The organism is Pararhizobium sp. (assembly GCF_965279435.1).
Taxonomy (GTDB): Bacteria; Pseudomonadota; Alphaproteobacteria; order Rhizobiales; family Rhizobiaceae; genus Pararhizobium.
The window spans coordinates 64,490-89,004 of the sequence record NZ_CBDIHY010000002.1; the positions used below are offsets into that span (position 1 = coordinate 64,490).

General features: G+C 56.7%; 21 protein-coding genes and 2 pseudogenes. 8 read left to right on the forward strand and 15 right to left on the reverse strand.

The features are described 5' to 3' along the window. Positions 1 to 27 precede the first annotated feature (27 nt). From ACQY8Q_RS01860 to ACQY8Q_RS01870, 3 genes and pseudogenes are all read left to right on the forward strand, one after another. On the forward strand, positions 28 to 1,233 hold the full coding sequence (locus tag ACQY8Q_RS01860; protein WP_428424098.1) for an NAD(P)/FAD-dependent oxidoreductase: 1,206 nt from the start codon (positions 28 to 30) through the stop codon (positions 1,231 to 1,233). Then, positions 1,233 to 2,069 carry a sugar phosphate isomerase/epimerase family protein gene (locus ACQY8Q_RS01865; RefSeq protein ID WP_428424100.1) on the forward strand — a complete coding sequence of 279 codons (837 nt, stop codon included), beginning with the start codon at positions 1,233 to 1,235 and terminating at the stop codon, positions 2,067 to 2,069. The genes ACQY8Q_RS01860 and ACQY8Q_RS01865 overlap by 1 nt, the downstream gene beginning before the upstream one ends. A 105-nt stretch (positions 2,070 to 2,174) precedes the next feature. Continuing rightward, a pseudogene (locus tag ACQY8Q_RS01870) lies at positions 2,175 to 2,682 on the forward strand (alcohol dehydrogenase catalytic domain-containing protein); the annotation flags it as partial. Between the two features lie 6 nt (positions 2,683 to 2,688). Here the strand turns inward: ACQY8Q_RS01870 and ACQY8Q_RS01875 are convergent. The 7 genes from ACQY8Q_RS01875 to ACQY8Q_RS01905 form a co-directional block, all read right to left on the reverse strand. Then, a protein-coding gene (locus ACQY8Q_RS01875; RefSeq protein ID WP_428424102.1) for an IS630 family transposase occupies positions 2,689 to 3,749 on the reverse strand; the annotation gives its coding sequence in 2 pieces (ribosomal slippage) (positions 2,689 to 3,231 and positions 3,234 to 3,749; 1,059 coding nt in all). A 388-nt stretch (positions 3,750 to 4,137) separates the two neighbouring features. Continuing rightward, positions 4,138 to 4,875 (reverse strand): MBL fold metallo-hydrolase, encoded by a 738-nt coding sequence (locus tag ACQY8Q_RS01880; protein WP_428424104.1) that lies wholly within the window; start codon positions 4,873 to 4,875, stop codon positions 4,138 to 4,140. Next, on the reverse strand, positions 4,872 to 5,636 hold the full coding sequence (locus tag ACQY8Q_RS01885; protein ID WP_428424106.1) for an amino acid ABC transporter ATP-binding protein: 765 nt from the start codon (positions 5,634 to 5,636) through the stop codon (positions 4,872 to 4,874). Before ACQY8Q_RS01885 ends, ACQY8Q_RS01880 begins: the two co-directional genes overlap by 4 nt. Positions 5,637 to 5,673: 37 nt before the next feature. Next, the gene (locus ACQY8Q_RS01890) at positions 5,674 to 6,351 is read right to left on the reverse strand and encodes an amino acid ABC transporter permease (protein WP_428424108.1); all 678 of its coding nucleotides are present in this window, start codon (positions 6,349 to 6,351) and stop codon (positions 5,674 to 5,676) included. 17 nt (positions 6,352 to 6,368) lie between these two features. Next, the gene (locus ACQY8Q_RS01895; protein ID WP_428424110.1) at positions 6,369 to 7,208 is read right to left on the reverse strand and encodes a transporter substrate-binding domain-containing protein; all 840 of its coding nucleotides are present in this window, start codon (positions 7,206 to 7,208) and stop codon (positions 6,369 to 6,371) included. A gap of 120 nt (positions 7,209 to 7,328) precedes the next feature. Then, complete coding sequence (locus ACQY8Q_RS01900; RefSeq protein WP_428424112.1) at positions 7,329 to 7,640, reverse strand: GYD domain-containing protein; 312 nt, start codon at positions 7,638 to 7,640, stop codon at positions 7,329 to 7,331. Then, complete coding sequence (locus ACQY8Q_RS01905) at positions 7,637 to 8,311, reverse strand: cysteine hydrolase family protein (RefSeq protein WP_428424114.1); 675 nt, start codon at positions 8,309 to 8,311, stop codon at positions 7,637 to 7,639. The genes ACQY8Q_RS01900 and ACQY8Q_RS01905 overlap by 4 nt, the downstream gene beginning before the upstream one ends. Before the next feature lie 108 nt (positions 8,312 to 8,419). Here ACQY8Q_RS01905 and ACQY8Q_RS01910 point away from each other — a divergent pair, with 108 nt between their 5' ends. From ACQY8Q_RS01910 to ACQY8Q_RS01925, 4 genes are all read left to right on the forward strand, one after another. Next, positions 8,420 to 9,328: a LysR substrate-binding domain-containing protein gene (locus ACQY8Q_RS01910; protein WP_428424116.1), complete on the forward strand. Its 909-nt coding sequence runs from the start codon at positions 8,420 to 8,422 to the stop codon at positions 9,326 to 9,328. 44 nt (positions 9,329 to 9,372) lie between these two features. Continuing rightward, entirely contained in the window at positions 9,373 to 10,263 is an 891-nt protein-coding gene (locus ACQY8Q_RS01915; protein ID WP_428424118.1) for a LysR substrate-binding domain-containing protein, read from the forward strand. 339 nt (positions 10,264 to 10,602) lie between these two features. Then, positions 10,603 to 13,161 (forward strand): beta strand repeat-containing protein, encoded by a 2,559-nt coding sequence (locus ACQY8Q_RS01920; RefSeq protein WP_428424120.1) that lies wholly within the window; start codon positions 10,603 to 10,605, stop codon positions 13,159 to 13,161. 194 nt (positions 13,162 to 13,355) lie between these two features. Then, the gene (locus tag ACQY8Q_RS01925) at positions 13,356 to 13,844 is read left to right on the forward strand and encodes a GNAT family N-acetyltransferase (RefSeq protein ID WP_428424122.1); all 489 of its coding nucleotides are present in this window, start codon (positions 13,356 to 13,358) and stop codon (positions 13,842 to 13,844) included. Between the two features lie 203 nt (positions 13,845 to 14,047). On the opposite strand, the gene ACQY8Q_RS01930 is transcribed toward ACQY8Q_RS01925, so the two are convergent. From ACQY8Q_RS01930 to ACQY8Q_RS01955, 6 genes are all read right to left on the reverse strand, one after another. Then, on the reverse strand, positions 14,048 to 14,830 hold the full coding sequence (locus ACQY8Q_RS01930) for a hypothetical protein (protein WP_428424124.1): 783 nt from the start codon (positions 14,828 to 14,830) through the stop codon (positions 14,048 to 14,050). A 392-nt stretch (positions 14,831 to 15,222) separates the two neighbouring features. Further along, positions 15,223 to 16,380 carry a hypothetical protein gene (locus tag ACQY8Q_RS01935; protein WP_428424126.1) on the reverse strand — a complete coding sequence of 386 codons (1,158 nt, stop codon included), beginning with the start codon at positions 16,378 to 16,380 and terminating at the stop codon, positions 15,223 to 15,225. 108 nt (positions 16,381 to 16,488) lie between these two features. After that, entirely contained in the window at positions 16,489 to 16,932 is a 444-nt protein-coding gene (locus ACQY8Q_RS01940; RefSeq protein ID WP_428424128.1) for a globin family protein, read from the reverse strand. A 128-nt stretch (positions 16,933 to 17,060) separates the two neighbouring features. After that, positions 17,061 to 19,079, reverse strand: coding sequence for a PAS domain S-box protein (locus ACQY8Q_RS01945; protein WP_428424130.1), 2,019 nt, complete (start codon positions 19,077 to 19,079; stop codon positions 17,061 to 17,063). Next, complete coding sequence (locus ACQY8Q_RS01950; RefSeq protein ID WP_428424132.1) at positions 19,079 to 19,873, reverse strand: response regulator; 795 nt, start codon at positions 19,871 to 19,873, stop codon at positions 19,079 to 19,081. The genes ACQY8Q_RS01945 and ACQY8Q_RS01950 overlap by 1 nt, the downstream gene beginning before the upstream one ends. Positions 19,874 to 19,995: 122 nt before the next feature. After that, on the reverse strand, positions 19,996 to 20,124 hold the full coding sequence (locus ACQY8Q_RS01955; RefSeq protein WP_428424134.1) for a hypothetical protein: 129 nt from the start codon (positions 20,122 to 20,124) through the stop codon (positions 19,996 to 19,998). Positions 20,125 to 20,173: 49 nt separating this feature from the next. Here ACQY8Q_RS01955 and ACQY8Q_RS01960 point away from each other — a divergent pair, with 49 nt between their 5' ends. Continuing rightward, on the forward strand, positions 20,174 to 21,232 hold the full coding sequence (locus ACQY8Q_RS01960) for a LuxR C-terminal-related transcriptional regulator (RefSeq protein ID WP_428424136.1): 1,059 nt from the start codon (positions 20,174 to 20,176) through the stop codon (positions 21,230 to 21,232). A gap of 149 nt (positions 21,233 to 21,381) precedes the next feature. On the opposite strand, the pseudogene ACQY8Q_RS01965 reads toward ACQY8Q_RS01960, so the two are convergent. Together ACQY8Q_RS01965 and ACQY8Q_RS01970 are read right to left on the reverse strand one after the other, a co-directional pair. Further along, a pseudogene (locus ACQY8Q_RS01965) lies at positions 21,382 to 21,879 on the reverse strand (RNA polymerase sigma factor); the annotation flags it as partial. Positions 21,880 to 22,050: 171 nt separating this feature from the next. Continuing rightward, positions 22,051 to 23,763, reverse strand: coding sequence for a calcium-binding protein (locus tag ACQY8Q_RS01970; RefSeq protein ID WP_428424138.1), 1,713 nt, complete (start codon positions 23,761 to 23,763; stop codon positions 22,051 to 22,053). Positions 23,764 to 24,515 lie beyond the last annotated feature (752 nt).

Below are 24,515 nucleotides of genomic sequence, written 5' to 3' on the forward strand. Positions count from 1 at the left end.
CCAGTCTCAACTCGCAAGGAGCTAAGCATGGCCGGTATTGTTATTGTCGGGGCAGGGGAAGCGGGGACGAGAGCGGCTTTTGCTCTGCACGACACCGGTCATACCGGTGCCATCATGCTGATCGGTGCGGAACCGCATTTGCCCTATGAGCGGCCACCTTTGTCAAAGCCTGAAAGCGGGGCGGTGACGATGAAACCAATTTGCTCTGACGAAGCGTTACGCAATGCCGGCGTCACCTATCTTCGCGGCGTCGAAGTCTCAAGGCTGGATGTCGCTCTAAAATCCGTTGCTTTGAGCGATGGCCGGGACCTGAAATATTATAAGCTCCTGTTGGCGACAGGAGCGCGTCCCCGCAAATTGGTCTGCCCGGGGTCCGAGCGCGCACTTGATTTCCGCACCTTTGGCGATGCGAAGATCATATTCGAAAGCGTTTGGGGCAGTCGGAGTGTCGCGATTATCGGCGGCGGCTTGATCGGCATGGAGCTGGCGGCTCTGCTGCGTGGCAAAGGGCTTACAGTCAGCATCATTGAAGCCGCTCCCCAACCGCTTGCCAGAGCCGTTCCGTTGCGTTTCGCTGGAAAGATGCATGCCAGACACGTTGAGGAAGGCGTCTATTTCCACCTTGGCCAAGGCGTATCGGAAATCCTCGCCGATACGGTTTTGCTGGCGGACGGCACTAGAGTTCCTGCAGATGTTGTCGTTGCTGCCATTGGTGTTCAGCCGGAAATTCATTTGGCTGAGACGGCGGGGCTTGCGACCGGAAACGGGATTTTGACGGACGCTTTTCTTCGCACGAGCGATCCCGATATATTTGCGGCCGGCGATTGCGCCGCCGTGCAACAGCCTGGTGGCAGCCATGTTCGCTTCGAAAGCTGGCGCAATGCCCGCACCCAGGCCGAAATTGCTGCCCGCAACATGGCCGGCGCGAATGAGCCGTTTACAGCCCCACCCTGGTTCTGGTCCGATCAATATGATCTCGGTCTGCAGGTCGCAGGCCTCCCACAGCCTGATCATCAATGCGTGATGCGGCCTTCATCCACCGGAGAACTTGAATTTTATCTTGATGACGGACGCTTGGTGGCTGCCGCCGGTCTCGGTACCGGTAACAGCCTAGCCAAGGACATCAAGCTTGCTGAGATGTTGATTGCTGCTGGGTTAAGTCCAGATCCGGCGGTTCTGGCGGATCCCACGGTAAACCTCAAGACGCTGCTTAAAAGCGCCAAGGCCGCCTGATGCAGACCTTTTCCGTTTTCCAGTCTCTGTGGGCTATGGAACGGCGTCATACGGATGGTTTCGAGCCAAGCCTTGCCGCAAATATTGGGATGATTGCCAAGGCGGGTTTTGACGGGATCAGCACGCATTATACCAATCGCAATGATGTTGCCGCCATTGATGCAGCCATCCGGGATACTGCTCTTAAAATCGAGGGTGTATGTTTCCCTCGCACGGTGGAAGACCTAATCCTGCCGCTGGAACTCGCCACAGAATTTCCGGTCAGCCACATCAATCTCCAGCCGGATGTCCGGCTGCGCAGGGTTGAGGACTGCCTACCCCTGCTCGATGGCTGGATGCGGCTTGCCAAGGATGCCGGGATCCCGGTTTTTGTCGAAACCCACCGGGATCGCATGACCGCCGATCTTTTCTTCACCCTCGACCTTCTGGACCAGCGTCCGGAGCTGCCGTTGCTGGCTGACCTGTCGCATTTTCTGGTCGGCCGGGAATTTGCGTTTCCTGTCGATGACGAAAACCACGCGCTCATTCACCGAATCCTGCGCAACGCCCACGCTTTTCACGGGCGCGTCGCGTCACGTGAACAGGTCCAGATCGAACTGTCATTTCCGCATCATCGTCCATGGCTCGATCTGTTTCTCACGTGGTGGGAAGAGGGGTTCCAGAGCTGGCGTTCCCGCGCAGGGGACGATGCGGAGCTGGTTTTTACCTGTGAGCTAGGTCCCAAACCCTATGCGATCACCGGTAGGGACGGCAACGACACCAGTGACAGGTGGTCTGAAGCGCTCCAGCTGATGGATATGATCCGAGCGCTGTGGGTCACCACTGCTCCCAATTAACAACCCACTTAGAATAGCCCAGGCCGACAGTCTCGCAGCCCAAATCGACAAAAGAGAAATACTATGAAATCACGCGCCGCAGTCGCCTTCGCTCCCGGCTAACCTCTGCAAATTGTGGAATTGGACGTTGCGCCGCCGCAAAAAGGCGAGGTCCTGATCCGGATTACCCATACCGGGGTATACCACACGGACGCATTCACACTCTCCGGTGCGGATCCGGAAGGCCTCTTTCCGGTCGTGCTCGGTCATGAGGGCGCCGGTGTCGTCGTCGAGATTGGGGAGGGGGTGACAAGCGTTCAGCCGGGCGACCATGTTATCCCGCTTTACACGGCAGAATGCCGGGAATGCCTGTTTTGCTCATCCGGGAAAACCAATCTTTGCGTGGCGGTGCGCGCTAACCCAAGGCAAGGGGCTGATGCCGGACGGAACGTCGCGCTTTTCCCACGACGGTCAGCCGATCTATCATTACATGGGCTGCTCGACTTTCAGCGAATTCACGGTGGTCGCCGAGGTTTCTCTGGCAAAAATCAATCCGCAGGCCAATCCCAAACATGTTTGCCTGCTCGGATGTGGAGTCACCACCGGGATTGGCGCCGTCCATAATACCAAACGTCATTGATCAGAACCCTTGCGCCCATAGGCGTCGGCCGATGGACATGATTTTCGATGGGCGCTCCTGCATCGCTCTCCAGGCGTAGCAGCAGTGGTCAACGATATCCTCGTAGGACTTGAAGACGCGGTTTGAGAGCCAGTTGTCCCTCATGAACTGCCAGATGTTTTCGACGGGGTTCAACTCCGGCGATTTGGGCGGCAGTGGCAGGATGGTGATGTTTTCGGGAACGATCAGATTTTTGGACATGTGCCATCCGGCCTGGTCCATGATGAGGACGGCGTGTGCGTTGTCTGCGACGTTGCGGGATATCTCGGTCAGGTGCTGGTTCATGGCATGGGTGTCACACCAGGGCATGACGAGAGCGGCCGCCTTGCCCTGCTTGGGGCAGATCGCGCCGAAGATATAGGCTGAGCGTGTGCGCTGGTCATGGGGTGCGGATGGCCTTGATCCACGCTTGGCCCAGCGGCGGGTGATCTTGTTCTTCTGCCCGATACGAGCCTCGTCCTGGAACCAGATTTCGATCACTTTGCCACTGGCGGGACCGGCAGCGATTTCTGCCACAGCGATGGGGAAGTTTTTTTAAATGTCTCAGCCGCCTCGGCATCCTGCGCATGATGTCTTGGGCGAGCCGAGAGCTTGCGATACCCCATGGCACGCACTTCGCGGCCCAGGGTCTCCTCACTCACCGAGATGCGGAATTCTTCCCAAATCCATTGCGCCAGATCACATAGACGCCACCGAACGATGCCATCCAGATACGGGGTCGGCCCACGTTCTATGGCTTGCGCCAAGGCCGCCCGCTGATCGTCGTTCAGCAGAGAAGGTTTGCCCGGAGCCTTGCCGTTGATCAGGCCGCCGGGACCACGATCATTGAAGCGCACCACCCAGTCACGCACGATCTGAACTGTCACACTGCCGACCCGAGCTGCATCGGCGCGCGAGCCGCCATCATAGATCGATGCGAGCGCCAGAAGACGCCGCGCCTGATCGGCATCGCGCGCCTGCCGAGCCAGACGCCGCAAAATGAACCCATTGAAATCCGGTCGCAAAGAAATCGCTGAACCCATCGCAAACCTCCTGTTTGCGCCAGAGATTCAGATTCGTCGGCTTGATGGAATCCTCGAGAGAGTCACACTCAGTGACGGTTGGTATAAGCTGAGATGGCGTCAGCAAAAACAGTTCACTCCTGGAAAATACTCCTGCCATGAGTGAATCAAAACAACGTCGAATTGGGAAGCACTTTAATTAAGAGGGGTTGAGCCTAGAACCGTTGATATCCTGATCTGCCTAAACTAAGCTTTTCGTGGGTGTGAAATCTCTTGGCGCAAGCATATCAAGCTCACTCGCCGGAGTTTCATCGAACCCGTGCCCAGCTACAAGCGGATTGTTATCTAGATATCGGAATGCTTCAGCGCTCTGAGTTGCCCCAGAGGCTGTTCGCTCGGCGCACCCCTTTTAACAGCCCTTAGAAACCAAATAGGTTTTCGCGATCTCCTGCATCCGAACCCTTTTGAACTCCAATCCATGGCCACCATAGATCACATTCACATCAAGTCGCAGCAAGCGTTGCATCGTAGTCATGTAGGCGTCGACGTTGCACCCCGGTAGATCGTCCACGAGGCCACCCTCGTATATAGCGTCTCCGCTAAAGAATACCCCCGTCTTCTGGTTGAGAAGTCCAATGGAACCTGGGGAATGACCAGGCAAATGCAGCACCGTGTAACACGCATCGCCGATGTCGATAACGTCATTTTCCGCAAGGATCGTCGTCAGCGGCGCCGGTGACACTGTGTAGGCTTCCGGCTTTGTGCCCACCGGCGGAACCTGCGCCAAGGCGTTCGGCTGTGTGCGAAAATAATTCGCCAGCGTATCAGTATCGAGCATGCGCGCGAAGGCGTCGGCTTCGACCCCATGACCCAAGCGGTTCTCAAATTCGTGGAACGAGCCCACATGATCGACATGAACATGCGTCGCCACCGCTAGGATGGGTTTGGTTGCTGGAATGCTCAGCTCGCTTCGCAAGCTACTGAGCCCCATTCCGAAATCGATGACAAGGTCGGCGTCCCGGCCAACGACATGAAACATGTTGGCGCGGAAGAATTTGTGAACATACGGTTCGCATATCCGGGCCAGCCGGTCGGAAAGCGCTTCCGTCGAGAACCAGTCCCTATTGCTCATGATCGCCGCGCTCAATGCAGAAGCTTGCCGAGGAAGCGCTTCGTGCGCTCATGCGCCGGTGCGGAAAACAGAATGTCGGGTTTGTTGCGCTCGATGATCTGGCCGCCGTCCATGAAAACCACTTCGCTCGCCACTTCACGCGCGAAATTCATCTCGTGAGTGACGCACACCATCGTCATGCCATCGCCGGCAAGTGAAATCATTGTGTCCAGTACTTCCTTGACCATCTCGGGATCGAGCGCTGAGGTAGGTTCGTCAAACAACATGATGCTCGGGTTCATGCACAGTGCGCGCGCGATGGCGACACGTTGCTGCTGGCCACCGGACAACTGGCCCGGATATTTGTCGGCCTTTTCTGGAATGTGGACGCGTTCCAGATAGGTCATCGCAATCTCGGTCGCATGCTTCTTCGACAGTTTACGCACCCAGCGTTGGGCGACCGTGCAGTTTTCGAGAACTGTCAGGTGTGGAAACAGATTGAAGTGCTGGAACACCATGCCGACGTCGCTGCGAACGCGGTCGATGCGCTTCAACTGGTTGGTAAGCTCAATACCGTTGACGGTAATCGAGCCTTCCTGGTGGACTTCCAGACGGTTCATGCAGCGGATGAGTGTCGATTTCCCGGACCCGGACGGGCCGCAGACTACGATGCGCTCCCCCTTGTCCACGGTGAGATCAATGCTTTCCAGGACCTTGAAAGCGCCGTACCATTTGCTGACACCGGCCACCTGAATTGCTGCCTGCGGATCCGGCTTCGGGAAATCGATTTTGGTCATGTGCGGGTTCATATCCAACTCGTGGGTGACGCGGGGATCAACGATAGCCGCGCGCGAGATAATGTTCGATGCGGTTCTGGACGAGCGTCAGCACCGAGACGATGGCCAGATAGTAGACGAGCGCTGCGCCATACCATTCTAGGAACCGGAAGCTCGTGGCGATGGCAAACTGGGAAACTGTCATCAGTTCCTTGAGAGAGATCACGGTCGCAAGCGACGTGGTTTTCAAAAGCGAGATGAACTCGTTCATCAGTGCAGGAACCGCTATCCGCAGCGCCTGTGGCATCGTGATGACCACGAAGATCTGCCAGCGATGCATACCCAGCGCCGCAGCGCCCTCCTGCTGGCCACGGCCAACGGCGGCAAAGGCGCTGCGCAGGATTTCCGCCAGGTAAGCGATCTGGATGAGCGACAACGCCAGGAATGCCGCAACAAACGGTGTAAACCAGCCGGCGCGGAAGATTTCCGAGATTTGTGGCAAACCATTCCAAACGAACAGCAGTACGAGCAGTGCGGGTGCGCCGCGGAAAAGCCAGACGTAGAACGTCACCAGCCAACGGACCGCCGGTCGCGGCGAGCCCGCCAGGGAGCCAAGCCCCATGCCGAGCACAAGGGACACGGCCATAACACACAGCGAAAGGCCGATCGTCAGCAGTGCCCCCTTGAAGAGGGGGGCACTGAGGATCGCCTGCAGGAAGAGGTCAAACTGGAACACTGTGGAACGCCCTATCGTCAGTTGACGTCGTGGGAAACAGCAGTTGCCGTTTCCGGTAGCTTCCATTTCTGAAGAAGTGTCTTCATCTCGCCACTCTCCTGCAGGGCTTCGATCGCCTCCTTCAGTACTTGCCGGTCGCCATCGCTCTTCCTCAGGTAGATGCCGTAGTTTTCACTTTCTTCGTAGGTGTACGGGATGCTGAGCCGACCGGAAACCTGAAGCATTCGATAGGCAGCAGTCGTATCCTGCGTGATCGTCGCCGTCGCCCTACCAACCAGGATCTGCTCAATGACGCCGGATGCGGAGGGATAAGTCTGCGCCTGAATTGGCGCCTTGCCGGCAGCTTCGAGTTCAGCATTGAGATCGGCAACCATCTTTTCGTAAGATGTACCGGCCTCTATTGCCATCACCTTGCCGCTGACATCGGCGGGGACTTTCGTCTCCGTGTCGCTTGCCGCAGTGACCATCACGACGTGAGAGCCGAAATACGGAATTCCATCGTATTTTTCGAGACGGGCTGGCGTGATCAGGATGCCGCTCGCGACAAGGTCGCAACGCTTTGAATCGAGCGACGGCAGCAATCCCTTGAAGTCACCAACGACATATTCGGCTTTCGCGCCCCAGCGTTTGGCGATCGCGTCGATGACATCGACCTCGAAGCCGACAAGATCCTTGTCGCCCGGATTTTGATAATATTCCATTGGCGGGAATTCGCCACTGGTGCAGACCTTCAAAACGCCGCCCGATACAAAATCGGGCTTCTGGCCGGCGGCAAGAACAGTGCCTGTACCAAGGAGGAAGGCAAGCATAGTGCCTGCCAGTAAAGACGATTTCGTTCCCAGTATTGCAGTCGTCATTGTTATGTTCCCTTGTTTTTTGCTTCTTGAATCGAAGTTTTTTGAAGTCGTATACGAACGCCTTTCGCAGACAAGCTAAATGTTTTCGCTAAGAAAACGCAGAAAAACTAAACAATTGGACTAGCCGACCGCGTCGAGAATCTGGCCGTATATATCGGTATCGAAAGCGGGAAGGATGAGCGGTTCCACATGGCCGTCCCGTCGTGCCGTGAGGACATATTGCATCATCGCTTCATTGCTCGGCATCTCGAAAACCTGCACAAAATCATAGGCGCCGAGTAAGGCGTAGAAGGCGATCGATCGCCCACCGAGCGCTGCCACGCGATCTTCGCTGACCTTCCGGCGCTTGGCGCTATCAGTCAGTTCAGTGAGCCCTTTTTGCGTCAGGCGCATCAGGGACACATATTTCTGGTTTGCAATTTTCTCGCTCATTTCGTGGATTTTCCGAGCTTGTTCAGTCCTTCAAGAACTGCCGCTGTATCGGTGAGCGCTCCGAAAATGCCGTTCTCGACGGTGACCATGTGAAGGGCGGCCTCATGGGCATATTGGTCTCCGCTGGCGCAAGCATCGGAGATCGTCAGGCACTGAAAGTTCCGGTCGCAGGCTTCCCTCAGCGTCGTGTGTACGCAGACATCCGTTGTGCAGCCCGAAAACAGGAGATGCGTGATGCCCTGCGCGCGCAGGACGTGCTCGAAGTCGGTGTAGGTGAACGCGCTATTGCAGGTCTTGTCGACGATGATGTCTTGCGGGCGCACGTCGAGTTCGGGAACGATCTGGAAACCGGGGCTGGACCGCAGCAGCGCAGTAGTGCCTTCGAGGCCGGACCGCTGCCGGCGCCATTTCTCGTAAGGCGTCATGTCTGCAAGGTCCTCGCGATAGCCCTGCCGTGTATGAATGATCTGAATGCCCGCGTGCCTGCAGGCCGCGATGAGCCGGTTGACCGCAGGAAGGATCGCGCGGAGTGGCGCGGGATCGTAGCCCTGGCGGGCGAAGTAACCCGTGGTAGAGAGGAAATCCTCTTGTAGGTCGATGACAATAAGCGCGGTTTTGCCCGCATCGAGATTGCCATCATAGGGGTAGTCGAATGGTTTTGCCGAGATCATGAACAGCTCCTCTTTGTCGATGGAATAGCATTCTTAACAGTTTGAAAAAATCAATTTAAAATGACGGATATTGTTCTATAAAGCTAAACGATCAATCGGATATATCCAATGAGCCGCCTTGCGCCGTATTTGCAGTATCTGCCGGCCTTCGAAGCGACCGCGCGTCTCGGTGGCGTCCGGCATGCCGCCGAGGAACTGAACCTCAGCCCCAGCGCGATTTCCCTTCAACTGAAGAAACTAAGCGACGCGACCGGGATCGTCCTGTTTCAGAAATCCGGCAGGAATGTTGCGCTGACAGAGGCGGGCAAGGACTTTTCCCAGGCCGTCGCCATATCACTCGGGCAACTCGACACGGCAACACGGGCCTCGCGGAAAATAACCTCTGGCGGCCAACCCGCCTCGCTGTTGGTCTCTGTGCCAACCGCGCTCGGCATTGCCTGGCTGACTGCGGTGATCGTCGATTTTGCGGAAACGCACGGCATAGCCAATCTCACGATCAACGAGGCGATCACCGCCGCAGAGGTGGACTGGGAGAACAACGACCTCGCCGTTGTTTACGACAACCCGCCTTTTCCCGGTAAATATTGGCGGTCGCTCAGTGAAGTGAGGTTATGCGCCGTGTGTTCGCCGACGCTGTTCCCCCGGCTAGACCTGCGCAACCGCGACAGGAAACTGAGTTCGGTCGCTTTGCTGCATGAAGACGACGGCGGGGAATGGGCAAAATGGTCCATCGCCGCGCGCATTGGCCTGGATGGCAACACACGCGTCCGGGTGAATTCGGTGGCGCAAGCGGTCGCGTCCGCCGTCCAGGGTCGCGGCGTCGCGCTGGTCTCGGATGTCCTGACACGAAATTATTTGAGCGAAGGCCGGCTCATTCAGCCGTTCGCGACTACGATCAACGCCGCGCGGGAATATTACATTGTCTGCCAAATCGACCGGGCGAGCGACCCAGTCCTGCGCGTATTGGCCGATCGCGTGGTCGAACATATGCGTCCCGGGCGCGACCAGAATACCTGATCATGAAACCTGCCGGCGCTTCCGGCGAATTGAGGATAAGCCCAATGGCGCTGCCACCCCTGCATGGATTTCGCGTCTTCGAAAGCGTCGCACGGCTCGGTAATGTCGGCGCGGCGGCGGCGGAGCTGCATGTGACACCGGGTGCTGTCAGCCAGCAGATCCGTGCGCTCCAGACGGCACTCGGTGTGGATCTGTTTCAAAAACGCGGCCGTCAACTGGCTTTGACCGCCAGCGGAACCCAGCTCCAGCGTTCGGTGGCAAGCGCCATGGAGGCAATCCATACCGGTGTGCGCCAAGTCTCTACCCACAGAAACAACGAGGCAACTAAGCGAGTTCTGACCATATCCATTCCTCAGGTTCATGGCGTTGCATGGCTTGCGACACGGCTGTTCACCTTCATGGCCGAAAGCCCGAACTTCCAGCTGAATGTTGTGACTTCGAGCCATTTTCACGGGGTGGATTGGCGGAAGGTCGACGTCGCGATCGTCTATGGCGTCCCGCCATGGCCGGGGTTCTGGTGGCGGCTCCTTCATGGTATCCGCATGACGCCTGTGTGCAGTCCTCAGCTCCTGCGCGGGCCAAATGCCATCCGGCAAGCTTCCGATCTCGCGCATCATCGGCTCCTCCATGAAGACGATGGTTCCCAATGGCGCCGATGGCAGGCGGAAGCTGGTATCGCCTACACTGGCGAAGCGGATGTCTACTTCGACGACTTCGGTATTGTCCTGCAGGCAGCACGGGATGGCTTTGGCGTTGCACTGAGCGATGAGGTTGTTTCAGCGCGCGATCTTGACGAGGGGCGCCTTGTGCAGCCGCTGCAGCTCAGCGTTCCCGCGTTGCACAACTATTACTGCATTTGTGTTGAAGCCAAGCGTGAAACTGACGATGTCAACGACTTCATACGGTGGCTCATCGACGAAGCTGCTGCAGGTTGAGCGGGAACAGCAGGCCGTGCCGGTACCCGAGGCTGTGACAGCCATGTTTCGCACAGTGACTTTTCGAAACTGGATGTGCAGATGCCCGCTTGGATGGGTTTGAACCGATTACCCTGCCATAAGATGGCGGTATACCGGAGTCACTAGCGCCGAGATACAGATCGCCAGTCTGTTGCGCGAAACTGAATTTTCATTGTCGGCAATCCAATGACGCCACTGGGCTTGCTGGGAACCCAGCGCCTCCTGAAACAATTGAAACATCGGCAAAGAGCTTCCGAAATCAGAGTGAAACGGGCCGCGCATAGTTGGAGGCAACTCTAACTTCAAGGAAGGCGCACAATGCCCGTCTACATCACTACGCCCAAAACCGATACACTCTACATCGATAAAGCGGGCCAGAGCTGGGTCGTCACCGCCGATGGCTCGATTACCGCCGCCAACGGCCACGGTATCGTCAACAACGACGCTTACCACGACAGCGTCATTACTATAGCGGGCGATATCGTCGCCGACGCAATGTACAAGTCCGGAATCTCCTCGATGGGCGCGGACGCCGTTCTCAAGGTTGACACTGGCGGCAGCATTCACGCCTACAACGGCATTGCCTTCTATGGCGAAGGCACATCCGTGGAAAATGTCGGACATATCACCGCTGAAAACATAGGTATCTACGGAAATGCCCATGATATGGCAATTTTCAACGAAGGGGTGATCCAGGCAAAAACCGGAATTTTGGTCGAAAATGCAACTGCGAGCATGTCATTTCTCCGAAACTCCGGGACGATTCACGCGAACAATGGAATTCTTGCAGTCAATGGCGGCGTCAATATAACGAACGATGCCGACGGCATTATCGACGCGAAGATGGCCGCCGTAACATTAGGCGAGAATTCATCAGATAGAAACATTGTGAACAACTACGGCCTCATAGAATCCGCAGACATCGCGGTCCTGGGCAGTACCGGAGTGGACTATGTGTCCAACCATGGCACCATCAAGGGAACTGTGTTCCTCGGTGACGGCAACGATAGTTTCGACAATTCTGAAGGGACGATCGACCATGCGGTCGATGGTGGCCTCGGTGACGATTATTATGGCTTTGGTGCAAAGGCCTTTACAATCATCGACGGTGGCGGTTCTGACACGATCGGAACCTACGTTACGCGCAGTCTGACTGCCTACTCGAATATCGAAAATCTCTCTTTGGAGGGCGGGTTGAACATCAACGGAACTGGCAACACACTTGCGAACAAAATTTATGGGAATTCCGGCGATAATATCCTGAACGGTGGCAACGACAATATTGTTGACAAATTAAGCGGTGGCGACGGTAGCGACACCTATACTCTCGGGTCCGGGTTCGATCTGGTTTATGAGTCTGAGTGGTCTGGTATTCCAGCCATCACTTTGGGTTCAGATGATGGTGTGGATACCATCACCTCGACGATCAGCCGCTCGCTTGTAAACTATGATAACGTTGAGAACCTGCAGCTGCTCGGGACCGGTCACATTAACGGGGCCGGCAACTATCTGGCCAACATCATTACCGGCACGACCGGAAACAATATTCTGACCGGCGGCGTCGAGGATCACAGCAAAGGGGTGCAGATTGACACGTTGAATGGCGGTGCGGGCAACGATACGTATATCCTGGGCACGGGCTACGACAAGGTGATTGATAGCGCCGGCAATGACACTATCACGTCTGAAATCAGCCGCAGCCTTGCCAGCTATCCGGCCATCGAAAATCTGACACTTGTAGGCAACGCCAATATTGCCGGTACCGGCAATATGCTGGTGAATATCATTACCGGCAATAGCGGCAACAATATCCTCAACGGGGGCACGGACAACGTGGTTGACACGCTGAAAGGCGGCCTCGGAAATGATATCTACGTACTCGGCTCTGGTGCCGATATTGTCAGCGACGGCGGCGGCGTCGACACCATCACCTCAACGATCAGCCGCAGCCTTGCATCCTACGCCATTATCGAGAACCTGACCCTCTCCGGCAGTGACAATATCAACGCCACGGGCAATGCTCTGGCCAATGTGCTGACCGGAAATGCCGGGACAAATACGCTGAACGGTGGTGCCGGCAACGACACCTACGTTCTCGGCTCCGGCGCTGACAAGGTGGTCGACAGTGCGGGTATAGATACGATCACCTCGCTGATCACCCGCAATCTCAGCACCTTTGCGACTATCGAGAACCTGAAGCTCCTTGGTGCATCCAATATTAGCGGCACAGGCAACGCGCTGGCAAACACGCTGACCGGCAATTCCGGGGTCAACAGCCTTTCGGGTGCCGCCGGCAATGACGTGCTGATCGGAGGTGTCGGAGCCGACAAGCTGGATGGCGGCGCCAACATCGACACGGCGTCCTATGCCGGCGCTTCTGCGGGGGTTGTCGCCAATCTTACCACCGCCGCCGCCAATACCGGCGACGCCAAGGGCGATGTCTACGTCTCGATCGAAAACCTGACAGGCTCCAGTCACAACGATACCTTGGCAGGAAATGCGGGTAACAACGTACTTGCAGGTGGAACGGGTGCCGACAAGCTGACCGGAGGTGCAGGTGCAGACACGTTTCTGTTCAAGGCGCTCAGCGATACGACTGTTGCGACGGCGGGCCGGGATACGATCTTCGATTTTAGCCACACGCAAGGCGACAAGATCGGTCTTTCCGGTATCGATGCCAATACGGCGATTACAGGCGACCAGGCCTTCATCTTCAAGGGCACGGCCGCGTTCAGCGGGACCAACGGCGAGCTTCGTTTTGAAAAACAAGCCTCCGACACCTATGTTTACGGCGACACCAACGGCGACAAGGTGGCCGATTTCATCATTCATTTCGATGACGCCATCGCTTTCCAGAACAGCGACTTTGTATTTTAACATCGTAGCAGGGAGCCGGAGATATCAGGCTCCCTCCATTCGCGCCAAGGGGGCAAAGGTTCTGCCCCTCACCGGAGTTTAGCCCAGCTGCTTCCGATATTGAGCCATTGCACTGCTTGAACGTTGCTGCCCCCTATCGCTCGGTATACTTCCGCTGAAAGCCTAAAGTGAATCCGACAAACAGGACGAACAGAATGATCGCGTTTAGACCGATGCTCGGTGGAGAGTTCATCCAGTATCTGGAGTATTTTGTTCCCGACTATGCCGCAGAAATTTCAGCCAACTACGGAATATCTGCGGCAGATGGGCTGCTGATGGCGCAACGGGAGATTGCTCGGGACCTTCCTCTGGGTCCGGAAACGCCTGGCCAGGTATTATTCTGCCTTATCAAAGATAACAGTCCCGGTACCGTCATCGGCTACGTCTGGTATTGTCCCGACGATAAACAGCGTTCGGTCTTCATCTGCGATTTCTGCATACTGCCCGAGCAGAGGGGAAATGGCCTGGGGCGGCGTGCTTTAGTCGCGTTGGAGGCAATGCTTCATACTCATGGCTATACCGAGATCAAACTGCGGGTAGCGGCGGACAATTCACGTGCACAGCATGTTTACAAGACCGGTGGTTTCCGGGTCACCGGAATTAATAAGACCAAGCAGATTGTCCACAACGGCGAACAGAGATGAGCATTATTTCAACGCGCCGGAAATGATGCCCTCTCTATTTCTCGCCGCGCACCAAGAGCGCCGAGAGCAAGGCTTTCAAGCTTTGCTGGAGACTTCTCGCAGAACATTTGGGCCGCTGGCGCAACGCGCCGGATCTTCCCCGAGGCTTTGCACCGCTAGCGGCACAACCACGCCTGTTCGGTCCTCAGTTTGATCCCGCCTTGTTAGTAGGCATTCCTCTCAAGCCTTGCGATCGCGTCATAACCCATTTTTCCACCGCCATAGTGGATCGTCACGCTGTTCAGGCCGTCGCCAGGCTCCAGATTCGAATAGATTTCAGTCATCAAAAGCCCGGCTTCGCAGGCCAGGCTATCATCGCCGGCGTCTTTTTCGGCCTGATCCAGAAGAGTGTTGTCCAGGATCTGGCCATCAACAATGCTGACGGTCTTCAGGTGCGACATGACGATCTTCTCACAAGCGTCGACTTTCTTGTAGACGCCGAGGAACATGACCTTCCTGGTAACGTACCACATTGGTATTTCAACCGTGCCCTCATTGCGTTCTTCCCCATTGTTGTCCAGCTCTCCGACCTCATGCAACTGAACGTCAAAAGACGTGGTTCCCGATTTCCAAGTCCCCGTCAGGCCTTTCGATGAAACACCCAGGGTGAACGTGCACCGTGGCTCTGCTGCGGGCTGCGGATTTTCCAGGCCGAGGTCGCTTTCACATAGTGTTATGTCGCCGTTGGAGATCCGGTTTCCGGCCAGTTTAAGGGGAACACGACGGGAATCGTAATAGTAGCTGCCGACGATGCGCGTGTCCGTTTCGCCGTTCAATTTGTCGAACGTTTGAAGTGACAGATGAACCGGAGCCCGGCCCACCGTGCCTTCGTAGTTTTTTACCTGGTACCATCCCGCAGATGCCGAATTGCAAGGTAGAAACAGGAAGCCAAGTACGGAACAAAGTGGTAACGAAAACTCCAGGCTAAACTTGGGTGATTTTTTCATTGCGCGAGAGCAATCCTACTTTTCAACTTGCAGTCAACTTCGCGGAGAACAGTACACATCGATGCCCGGTATCTGCCAGGGCTCTTAGTGCCGACGAGCGGAAAAGGGGCAGCACTCCCCGACGGCGCTGCAGGTATTACTCCACGGGCAGAACCCTTAGCGGCGTTGCATATGGTTCTATACGCAACGATTCATGACCCAGGATACTGACACGACGAAGCGGTGCTTCCTCCAGTGAGCCATCGGCAGCCTTGCGGACTGCGAATTGCCAGAGCGCCAACTCCCCGTTGGCAACCAACGCCTTACCGATTGCACGGGCGTCACTGCCCCCAAGCTCCCTCATTTCCGAAGCGCTGAGGCCGACGATAATCTCGTCTTTGACTGTGACAATTCTAAAAAGGGAAACGGGTTCCTGAGCGGAGGCGGCATTGGTCAACGACATGAGCAGATATGTGATGCCCGCAAAGACAGGAGGAGTTTTGGACTTGAATCGGCAAGAAGACATGGGATGCCTCGTGGCTTGAAATTTCTTTGGCCGCGTTTGTAACGCCGCTTTGTTTCGCTCGGATAGCGGCTGAGTGAGCATTGCAAAAAATAATGTCGATGATGGAAGCTGCCGGAGACAGGCTACCCATCCCTGGCACGCCGACGTGCTCAGGGACTATGCATTTTCTCCGCTGCACGGTGCTGAAACTTTTCAAGCGCATCCGAAACGGCCACGAAATTGCGCGCCTTTGTATCCCACCATAGATGGCAGATGTGCTGCCGAAAACCGCTTCCGGCGGAGTTTCACCCTCACAAGTCTCGCCCGTCAGGGTCGAATTTTCCTCGATGGTTGCCAGGATATCGGAGTAGGTGTTTGCATTTTCTACCGGCCGCTCCTCCAAGGTCAGCATTTGCCTTGTCTCCTCATTACAGGTTCGCACGCCGTAGGTGAAAAATGTGTCGACCAGTTTCAGCCGGCTTCCGTGCAGGATCATCATCGCTGTGATCTCGAAAGTTTCGTTGGAATTGAAATGAGTGCTGCGCGTCACCAGCGCCTGGTTGCCCTGGCCGATATTCAACAGTGCGGGCACGCCATATGAGGTGTCGCGGTCCATTCCGGCATCGACGGCGTCAAGGAGTTTCGGGAGCCTGCCATCATCAAAGACGGATAGCAGGGTCGGCTGCTCGACCGCCGCCTCTACTGTTCCCAGATCCATCAGAATGGCGATCCGCATCCGGCCATCCGCCATGAAGGTCAAGACGTGCAGGGAGCCGATGGCAATGGAAGCTGGCAGTTCGCCGTCGTACTTTGCCGCGATGTGGCGCAACGGCTTCACCAGATGGCCGGTGGCGGTGTTTTCATTGATCTTGAGGTCGGGAATGACCTGCCTGAGCAGATCGGAATAGGAAGTCCCCGGATGGCCTGGAACCTTTGCCGTGACTTCTAGGAGCTGCCAGTCCTGCGAACTGACCGTCTGGGCGAGGCTGGCCGTCGCCCATAAAAGCACCGGCAGGCCAAAACCAAAGGCGGTGTGTTTCCACCATTGTGTCGGTTGCGTCGTCAATGGAAAACCAAGCCGGGAAATGCGTCGGCGTTCATTGTTGCATCCTCGTTCTTTGCGAAGCCCGGTCGGATTGCTTCGAGCCCAGGTCAGTGAGCTGCATCGGACGGCTCAAGACGAACGCCGCAGCAGTTCCCGCACGCCGCTGGTATTCCCCGCCCTGATCATCACGGTAGCGATCGTTTCATAGGCCAGTGTCCACACCCCGCGGTGCTCAAGCGTGAAGCGGTTGGCAAAGAACAATGACAAAGTCTCGATCAGTGCCTTGCCCACCGTTGCATAGTGTTCATCACGCACGCCGTAGCCCACATGCTTAACCGCGAGCGCTTCCAGGGCCGGAACCACCGTGTCGAGTTTTCGAAGCGATCCAACCACGAGGGAAAGCGCGGCTATCAGCTTGCGGCCCTGTTCCTTCATGTCACTGCTGACGAACAGGGCTCGCAGCGAAGGATCGTGAACGAAGAGCCGCTCATAAAACAGTTCGGCTGCCTCTTCCCTGAGTGCGGCGACTTCAGCGAAGCTTTGTTCCAGTATGGCGATTTCGGTTTCTTGCATGACCTCAACTCCAGCATCCGTTTCTGAGCAGAAGACCTAGCAAGCCAATGTTTCTGCCGGAATTCACGGGGAACAGATCCGTGTTTCAATTGTTTCCGCGTCACCAATCGGTCAGCGCTTGAACGGCCTCACACGTCTGCACCGGCCTTGGTCAATGCGGCGAGAATGCGTTTAATGTCACCCGGCGTGAAAGGCTTTTCGATCACGGGACAGCCGGAGCGCGCCAGGAAACGCCCCGCAGCCGGTCCCAAAGTGTCGCCTGTGATAAACCCGATGCGCCCGGCAAGCGCCGGATGCGTTTTGCCCAGCCAGTCGAAGAAGGATGGCCCGTCTCCGTCTGGCATCCGGATGTCGCAGAGGATCGCATCGATCGAAAGACCTGCCTGTTTCAGACAGATTTTGGCCGCCTGTCCGCTGTAGGCGACAACGGCGCGGAAACCGATCTTCCTGACGATATCGGCCAAAAGATCCGCTATCTCAACCTCGTCGTCGATGATGAGTATGCTCTGTTCGATGCCACCCGGCGAGTTCTCCGCTTTCAGCGGCGTCCGGAGATGACTGTCTCCGTCAGGAACGACAATCGGTAGGCGAACGATCAAGTGGGCGCCACCAGGGCCCTGCGCCGGGTCAAGTTCCAGCGTGCCACCGTGGGATTCGATCAAACCTCTTGAAACGGCGAGGCCAATTCCGGTGCCGGACCCCTGGGGTTTGGTGGTAAAATAGGGATCGAATATGCGCGAGCGGATACTAGATGGAATGCCGGTGCCGTTATCGGATATGCGCAATACAATCGTCTGCGCTTCTGGCACGTGTTCGGCAGCGATCCTAATACGGCGTTGACCATCCGTTTTCTCCTCGAGAGCCTGATAGGCGTTCACGACGAGATTGACGATGACCTGGTGAATCTGGTCACCGTCGATCCATAGCGGTGGCAGGTCATCTGGAAAGTCGGTTTCAACCACGACGCCGGAGCTTTTCAGGTTATAGCTCAGAAGCTCAAGCCCATTGTGGATGAGTTCGGGTATCACGACAATATCGCGCTGATGCTTTCGCTGTCGCGCCATGTCCAGGAAGCTGCGTACGATCCGGGCGCATCGATTGGCCGCGATCTCAATCTTGACGCTACGCTGGGCCAGTTCTTCTGCCATCGGTGTATCAAGGGACTTTTCGCGCAGCATCATCGCCTGCCCGATGACAATTGAAAGCGGGTTGTTCAGCTCATGAGCGACGCCCGCGAGAAGCGAACCGAGCGCTGCAAGCTTATCATTCTGGTGCAATGCGTCGCGCTGACGTTCGATTTCCGCCTGCGCCTGGCGAGCAGTGCTCAGGTCGCGCAGATGCGCAGCAAATAGCCGCTTGGCACCGAGCTTCACCTCGGTGATCGTCAATTCCACGGGAATGAGTTCGCCCGTCGACCGGACAGCTTCCAGTTCCAGCCGCCGGCCGAGAATTCGGGTGGTGCCACTGTCGATGTACGACGCTATGCCCCGGTTATGGGCCGAACGCAGGGATATTGGAATGATAAGCTCGGAAATCTGCTGTCCCATCGCCTCGTCGCGGCTGTAGCCAAAGATAGAAACGGCGGCCGGATTGAAATCGACGACGGCGCCCATTTCGTCAATCACCACGATCGCATCGAGCGCATTATCGACGATCACTGCATGATAAGCGTCGGCTGCATTCTGGGCTTCGATCCGCTCGATAAGCTCCCGTTGATGCATTTTCAGGTCTGTCAGATCGCGCGAGAAGGCAATATAGCCGGATATGGGGCCTTCCCCGAGCTGATAAGCGGTAATCGTTTGTTCGATATAGCGGTTGCCGAGCGGCCCGTAATCGTTCCAGCCTTCACGGCGAATGGTCTTGCCGGCAAACAGATCCCGCATGACCAGCTGATAGGAGCGGTGCACACTCTCTCCAAGCACCTCCAACACCGTGCTGCCGATCACCTCTTGGGCAGGCCTGCCCACGAAGTCGAGATAGTCCTGGTTTGCATAAAAATAACGGCCGGCCGGATCGATGACGGCCGCGCAACCGAGAACACCGTTGAGAAGGGCGCCGACAAACTGCGGGGCACCGATAGGAACAAGGTCGAGGGTACTGCCGCCGCTCGCGTGCTCAACTTCGGAAAGCCGCCGCCCCTCCAGCATCAGATCTGCTTTCCGGGCGTATAGATATAGCCGGCACCCCGAACGGTCCGCAGCGTCTGCGGTTTGGACGGATCGTGTTCTATCTTCTTGCGGATTCGGGTAATCCGGACATCAATGCTGCGATCGAATGGATCGTTGTCACGATTGTGTGCGAGATCGAGCAGCCTTTCTCGCGTCAGAACCCGATCCGGGTTCTGCAGGAACACGTGAAGCAGATCGAATTCCATGGCTGTGATCGGCACATGGCCCCCATCCGAACGAACGAGGCAGTGGGCATCCAGATCGACAAACATCTTGCCGAACGGCCGAGTGTTCTTCTGGGCCGCGCCAGATCTACCGTTGGGCATGATGCCGGTGTCTGCTTGGCAGCGGCGAAGAACAGCCCGGATGCGGGCCCTCAGCTCACGCAGGTCAAACGGCTTGGTCATGTAGTCGTCGGCACCGATGTCCAATCCCACGATCTTATCCGCAATATTGCTCGCGGCGGTCAACATCATGACCGGCATGTTGCTCCTGCTGCGAATGCGTTGCAGGATCGATAACCCGTTCTCGCCTGGCATATTGACATCGAGAACGATGAGATCGGCATCCTGCTGGTCAAGAAGCCAGTCAAGTGACGCGCCACAGGATGCGGTGCGTACAGAGCAGCTATCTTTTTCCATATATTCGGCAATCATGCCGCGCAGGTGTTCCTCGTCGTCCACGACAATCAGGCGCGGCTGAGGCACTGTGGGGTTGCTCATCTGTATCTCCGAACTCGAGGCGAAGCGGATGCTATCGAGACGCCTGGTCATCGCATTCAGGACCAGAGGCGGCGCAGCATCCAGTTCGCGAGACGGTGCTTTTAGAGCCCGGCGACGTCTCTGTCGTCACCCGTAAGTATGATGCTTGTTCACGCCCTTTCAACCTATCCTGATCATTCGGTGAAACCTCCATTTGCATCTGCCGCAGGATTCTTGCCTATATCATCATCATGACCGGCGCTGCGGATGTGGAGATGGGACGGGATGAAAAGGCTGGATGCTGAAACACTGTCTTCGATCATCGGAGATATCTACGATTGTGCGTTGAGCCCCGAGGGCTGGGGTGATGTCATGACCCGCATCACCTATACGATCGACGCAGCCTACACGACGATCGCTTTGACCAGCTTCAGCGACAGCCGCGGCAGGTTCGCAGCCCAGTCCCCCTGGGATCATGCACGGATGCGCGCCTTGCAGGACTATGAGCTCGATCAGATTCCTGGCCTCAAGGCCGCAGTGATCGGCGATATCGATCAGCCACTGACAACGCTGTCCGTTGTCAGTGAGGCGGAGTTGGAGCGGTCGGTCTTTTTTCAGGAATGGGCAAAGCCTCAAGGGCTGCGTGAAGGCTGCACGACGAAATTCGTGCACACGCCGGATCGCATCGGCCTGTTCAGTACCACCACATGGGCGAACCGGCCGCCGATCAGCGCCGAAGAGCAGCGGTTCCTGGCATTGCTCTCGCCGCACCTGCGTCGCGCATCACTGATCGGCGACCTGCTCGATCAGGCACGCGTGGAAGCTACGCTTTATCGCGGCGCGCTCGATAGTCTGGCTGTTCCCGTTATCCTCACCGGCGCGGACGGTACCGTGCTTCATGCCAATTCTAACGCCGAGCGCATACTTTCGGCACAGGTGCCGCTTCGAACGCGAAACGGGGTTCTCCAGGCACAGACCCCGGTGGTGGCGCGAGCTCTGCTGGATGCTATCGCTGCTGCTGCGCGGGCGGATGCGTCGCTAGGGTCCCGTGGCATCGGGTTGCCCATCTCCGTGGCGGGCCAGCCGCCGGCCGTAGCGTACGTCCTGCCACTGAGCGAAGGAACCGCGCGGGCGGCTTTTCGCCCGGCATGCGCAGCTGTCTTCATATCGACGACGACATCAGCCTCGCCGCCGCCGGAGGACGTTCTTATCACGCTTTACGACCTGACGCCGGCGGAAGCGCGCGTCGTGTTGCAGATCGGCAAAGGACTGACCGCGCCGCAGTGTGCCGCAGTACTTGATATCAGTGAGAACACACTGAAGACGCATCTGAGCCGGGTCTTCGCCAAAACCGCTACCGCTCGACAAGCTGATCTCGTCAGGCTTGTCGCCGACGTAGGATCACCCATCATGGCCACAAATTCGGCCTGATCTCAGGGGGCCTTCGTCAGGGGTTAGGTCTCTCCAATTCGGTTGGATGAGAGCTGCTGTGTTCGTTCACTTCCGTATCGATTTTGAAAGGCAGACGAATCTCCAGCATCGGCGCGGCGTGTCTCCCGACATTCAAGCTTTGGCATGGTGTCTGTAATCACTGCGGCCAAGCGCATGCGTGCGGTTGAAAGCCTGCTCATCACCGTGCCGATCGGTATCTTCAGGATGTCGGCCGCTTCCCGGTAACTATGTCCTTCGATGCTCACCAACAGGAAAACACTCGCCAACCCTTCCGGCATGGAGAGGATCATTTTCTGCAGCTGATTGGCATAAACAGCGATTTCGCCGTACGCGTCGATCGGGAGTTCATCCTGCTCGAAGGCATCGACCGTGCCACTGCCGGTGCGCACCCGGCGCTTTCTGATCTCATCGATCCACAAATTGCGTGTCATCGCGCATATCCAGCTCTCAAGCCGCCCTTCGCCGTTCCACAGGTGGTTACGGGTGATTGAGCGCTCGCAAACCTCCTGAACCAGATCATCGGCATCAGCCGCATTGCGCGTCAGCGTCATTGCGAAACGGCGCAACTTGGGCAGCACGCTGACCAAGTTGCGCCGGAATTCGTTCGATTCTGCCGCTGGATACATTGTTCTTCGATCCGGTTTTATATCGCCGTCGTCTGAACCTCCGCCCGGCAACGGCATCATCGCGCTTGCGAAAACGACGCGGGTGATTGTGCCGTCCAGCTCATGTTCCTACTTCAATCCTTGAATGGGGCCCGCCATCGTCTGCAAAGCCCCATTCTGCCGCTTGCAGCGCTACAAAAGGAAATCGCTTGCTACCAAAGCCATCGAGTCATCGAGACGAATGCTGAAATCGGCAGTCTTGTCGCCGTTGACGTCTCCGTAGACGTATGTGTCGCTGGCTCCCTTGACATAACGGAGTTCACCATCGTGCCCTGAGAAGGCGGCGGTACCCTTAAAGAGAAAGGCCTGATTGCCCGACGTATGGCTAAAGGCATCGATGCTGGACAGATCGATCTTGTCACCCTGCACACGGCTGAAATCGAAGATCGTATCCTGTCCGGTCGGCAGGACGGTGGATTCCGAAAGCGTCTTGAAGATGAAGCTGTCGGCGCCGGCGCCGCCGATCAGTTTGTCCGCGCCTGCACCACCAAACAGCATATCGATGCCACCTCCCCCCGAGAGTACGTTGGTGCCGGTATTGCCGTTTAATGTGTCGGCGAAGCTGGAGCCAGTCAGGTTCTCGATCGAGAGATAACTGTCACCCTTGGCGTCGCCAGTATTTGTGGAGATGTTGGCGAGGTTGATGGTTAAACCCGCGGTCGCGCCGGCGTAGGAGGCTGTATCGGTGCCCGCCCCGCCATTCAGCGCATCGGCACCAGCGCCGCCGGTCAGCAGGTCGTTTCCAGCACCACCGTTCAGCGTATTCGCGGTGGCGCTACCGGTCAGTATGTCGGCGAAGCCGGAGCCAGTCAGGTTCTCGACTTCCGAGACATGGTCACCTTCAGCGTCTCCACCCGTGGACGAACCTTCAAGGATGGCATGTACCGCAGTCACTGACGTACTATAATCTGCCGTATCTGTACCCTTACCACCAACGATATTGTCGGCCCCTGCGCCGCCTTGAAGTACGTCGTTACCGGCACCGCCGGAAAGCGTGTTAATAGTGCTATCGCCAGTCAGTCGGTCAGCATGATCGCTACCGGTGATATCCTCGAAATTGAAGAACTGATCACCCTGGGCGTCACCGCCATATGTACTTCCGGTGGCGAGATCGACCTTCACGCCAGCGTCCGATGTGCTGTAGTCCAGCGTGTCGATGCCGATACCGCCGTCGAGAAAATCGCCGCCAGCACCGCCGCGCATCAGATCGTTGCCGACCCATCCGAACAACTCGTTGTAATTGCCGTTGCCGATTATGGTGTCGTCGTAGAAGGAGCCAGAAACATCCTCGACCGAGCGGTAGGTGTCGCCTGCAGCGTACCCTTCGGAGCCCACGCCCTTTTGCAGATTGACCGACACCCCGAGATTGGAGCCGTGATAATCGACCCTGTCCTGGCCACTGCCACCGTCGATCAGGTCGGCCCCCAAACCCACGTAGATCTCGTCTTCGCCCGAGCCGGCATCAATCGTCTTGATCTCGCCGATAAACCCGAAATCCACGTAGAACCTGTCATCCCCGGATCCACCAACAAGAATATCGTTACCGGACGAACTTAATAGCGTATCAGCGCCATCGCCACCATTAAGGACATCGTCACCAGCACCTCCGGAAAGATAGTCGGCGCCACCGTCACCGAATAGCGTATCGTTTCCATCGTCGCCGTAAAGAGTATCGTAGCCGCTGCCACCGTCCAGAGTGTCGTTCCCGGTTCCTCCCAAAATTTGATCATTCAAGTCCCCTCCAATAAGAGAGTCATTGCCGGCTTTGCCATACATAATGTTCCGGTCATTTAGCACGCCGTATTGCTTGTCGTTTGCAGATGTGCCGGTATAGGTGATGGTCATGATTATGTTCCTTTATGGCGGCTCGGGAATGCCCGGTGCGCGGATTATTCTGTGAGGGCAAGGCAAAGGTCGCCTTCAATCGGCCGCTGGAAATTCTGGATTTCAATGGAACGGCCGACTGGATGTCTTCAGTATGCGGCCGGGAGAAGACTACGATCAATCTGCGGTTAGGTGGTCTCTATGATGAGCGCATCGATCGTACTGCGGCACCAGTTCAACCCTTCCACGATTGGGGCATGAAGCGCGCCGACAACAGAAGCAGGTTTCGCCGAAGTGCAATCCGTCGACGGCGTAATACTCGGCGCTGACACCGTATCCACCATGGTTCTTTCATTACCCCGCATCGTTGGTCCCCTTCGTTCGGCCTGTTGGTGCAAGACAATCGCAGCCCAATGTTTCAGTCAGAGTTCTTGCCGCACGCTTATGTGTTTCAATTGTTTCGGCGCATTTTTCTGCGCGTTTGTCAGGAGTGTTGACGATGGCGTCCGAATTTGCGCGCAGCAACCCGTCGTGGCCATGGTCGTCTGTAGCGTGCAAGAAAACGGCCGGCCGCCATTCCCGCACCGTTGGTAAATTTGAAAATCTGAAATGAATCAAGTAGCGGGTTCACCAAGGAGGCTATACTGCCCATGAAGACTTTCCAGAAATTAGCGGAGAATCACGCGGGGCGATCCCTTCTAGCGGGCGGTTTTTAGAGAATCCATGGCAAAATCCGCACCGCTCATCGCGACCTAATAACGACCGATAATTGC

Excerpts from the sequence above, each read along its gene's own strand:
- ACQY8Q_RS01925 (WP_428424122.1), top strand. The coding sequence starts at position 13,356 with ATGATCGCGTTTAGACCGATGCTCGGTGGAGAGTTCATCCAGTATCTG.
- ACQY8Q_RS01950 (WP_428424132.1), bottom strand. The coding sequence starts at position 19,873 with ATGACCAGGCGTCTCGATAGCATCCGCTTCGCCTCGAGTTCGGAGATA.
- ACQY8Q_RS01895 (WP_428424110.1), bottom strand. The coding sequence starts at position 7,208 with ATGACGACTGCAATACTGGGAACGAAATCGTCTTTACTGGCAGGCACT.
- ACQY8Q_RS01970 (WP_428424138.1), bottom strand. The coding sequence starts at position 23,763 with ATGACCATCACCTATACCGGCACATCTGCAAACGACAAGCAATACGGC.
- ACQY8Q_RS01900 (WP_428424112.1), bottom strand. The coding sequence starts at position 7,640 with ATGAGCGAGAAAATTGCAAACCAGAAATATGTGTCCCTGATGCGCCTG.
- ACQY8Q_RS01860 (WP_428424098.1), top strand. The coding sequence starts at position 28 with ATGGCCGGTATTGTTATTGTCGGGGCAGGGGAAGCGGGGACGAGAGCG.
- ACQY8Q_RS01920 (WP_428424120.1), top strand. The coding sequence starts at position 10,603 with ATGCCCGTCTACATCACTACGCCCAAAACCGATACACTCTACATCGAT.
- ACQY8Q_RS01940 (WP_428424128.1), bottom strand. The coding sequence starts at position 16,932 with ATGCAAGAAACCGAAATCGCCATACTGGAACAAAGCTTCGCTGAAGTC.
- ACQY8Q_RS01930 (WP_428424124.1), bottom strand. The coding sequence starts at position 14,830 with ATGAAAAAATCACCCAAGTTTAGCCTGGAGTTTTCGTTACCACTTTGT.
- ACQY8Q_RS01960 (WP_428424136.1), top strand. The coding sequence starts at position 20,174 with ATGACCCGCATCACCTATACGATCGACGCAGCCTACACGACGATCGCT.
- ACQY8Q_RS01885 (WP_428424106.1), bottom strand. The coding sequence starts at position 5,636 with ATGACCAAAATCGATTTCCCGAAGCCGGATCCGCAGGCAGCAATTCAG.
- ACQY8Q_RS01945 (WP_428424130.1), bottom strand. The coding sequence starts at position 19,079 with ATGCTGGAGGGGCGGCGGCTTTCCGAAGTTGAGCACGCGAGCGGCGGC.
- ACQY8Q_RS01905 (WP_428424114.1), bottom strand. The coding sequence starts at position 8,311 with ATGATCTCGGCAAAACCATTCGACTACCCCTATGATGGCAATCTCGAT.
- ACQY8Q_RS01910 (WP_428424116.1), top strand. The coding sequence starts at position 8,420 with ATGAGCCGCCTTGCGCCGTATTTGCAGTATCTGCCGGCCTTCGAAGCG.
- ACQY8Q_RS01955 (WP_428424134.1), bottom strand. The coding sequence starts at position 20,124 with ATGATCGAAGACAGTGTTTCAGCATCCAGCCTTTTCATCCCGTCCCAT.
- ACQY8Q_RS01915 (WP_428424118.1), top strand. The coding sequence starts at position 9,373 with ATGGCGCTGCCACCCCTGCATGGATTTCGCGTCTTCGAAAGCGTCGCA.
- ACQY8Q_RS01865 (WP_428424100.1), top strand. The coding sequence starts at position 1,233 with ATGCAGACCTTTTCCGTTTTCCAGTCTCTGTGGGCTATGGAACGGCGT.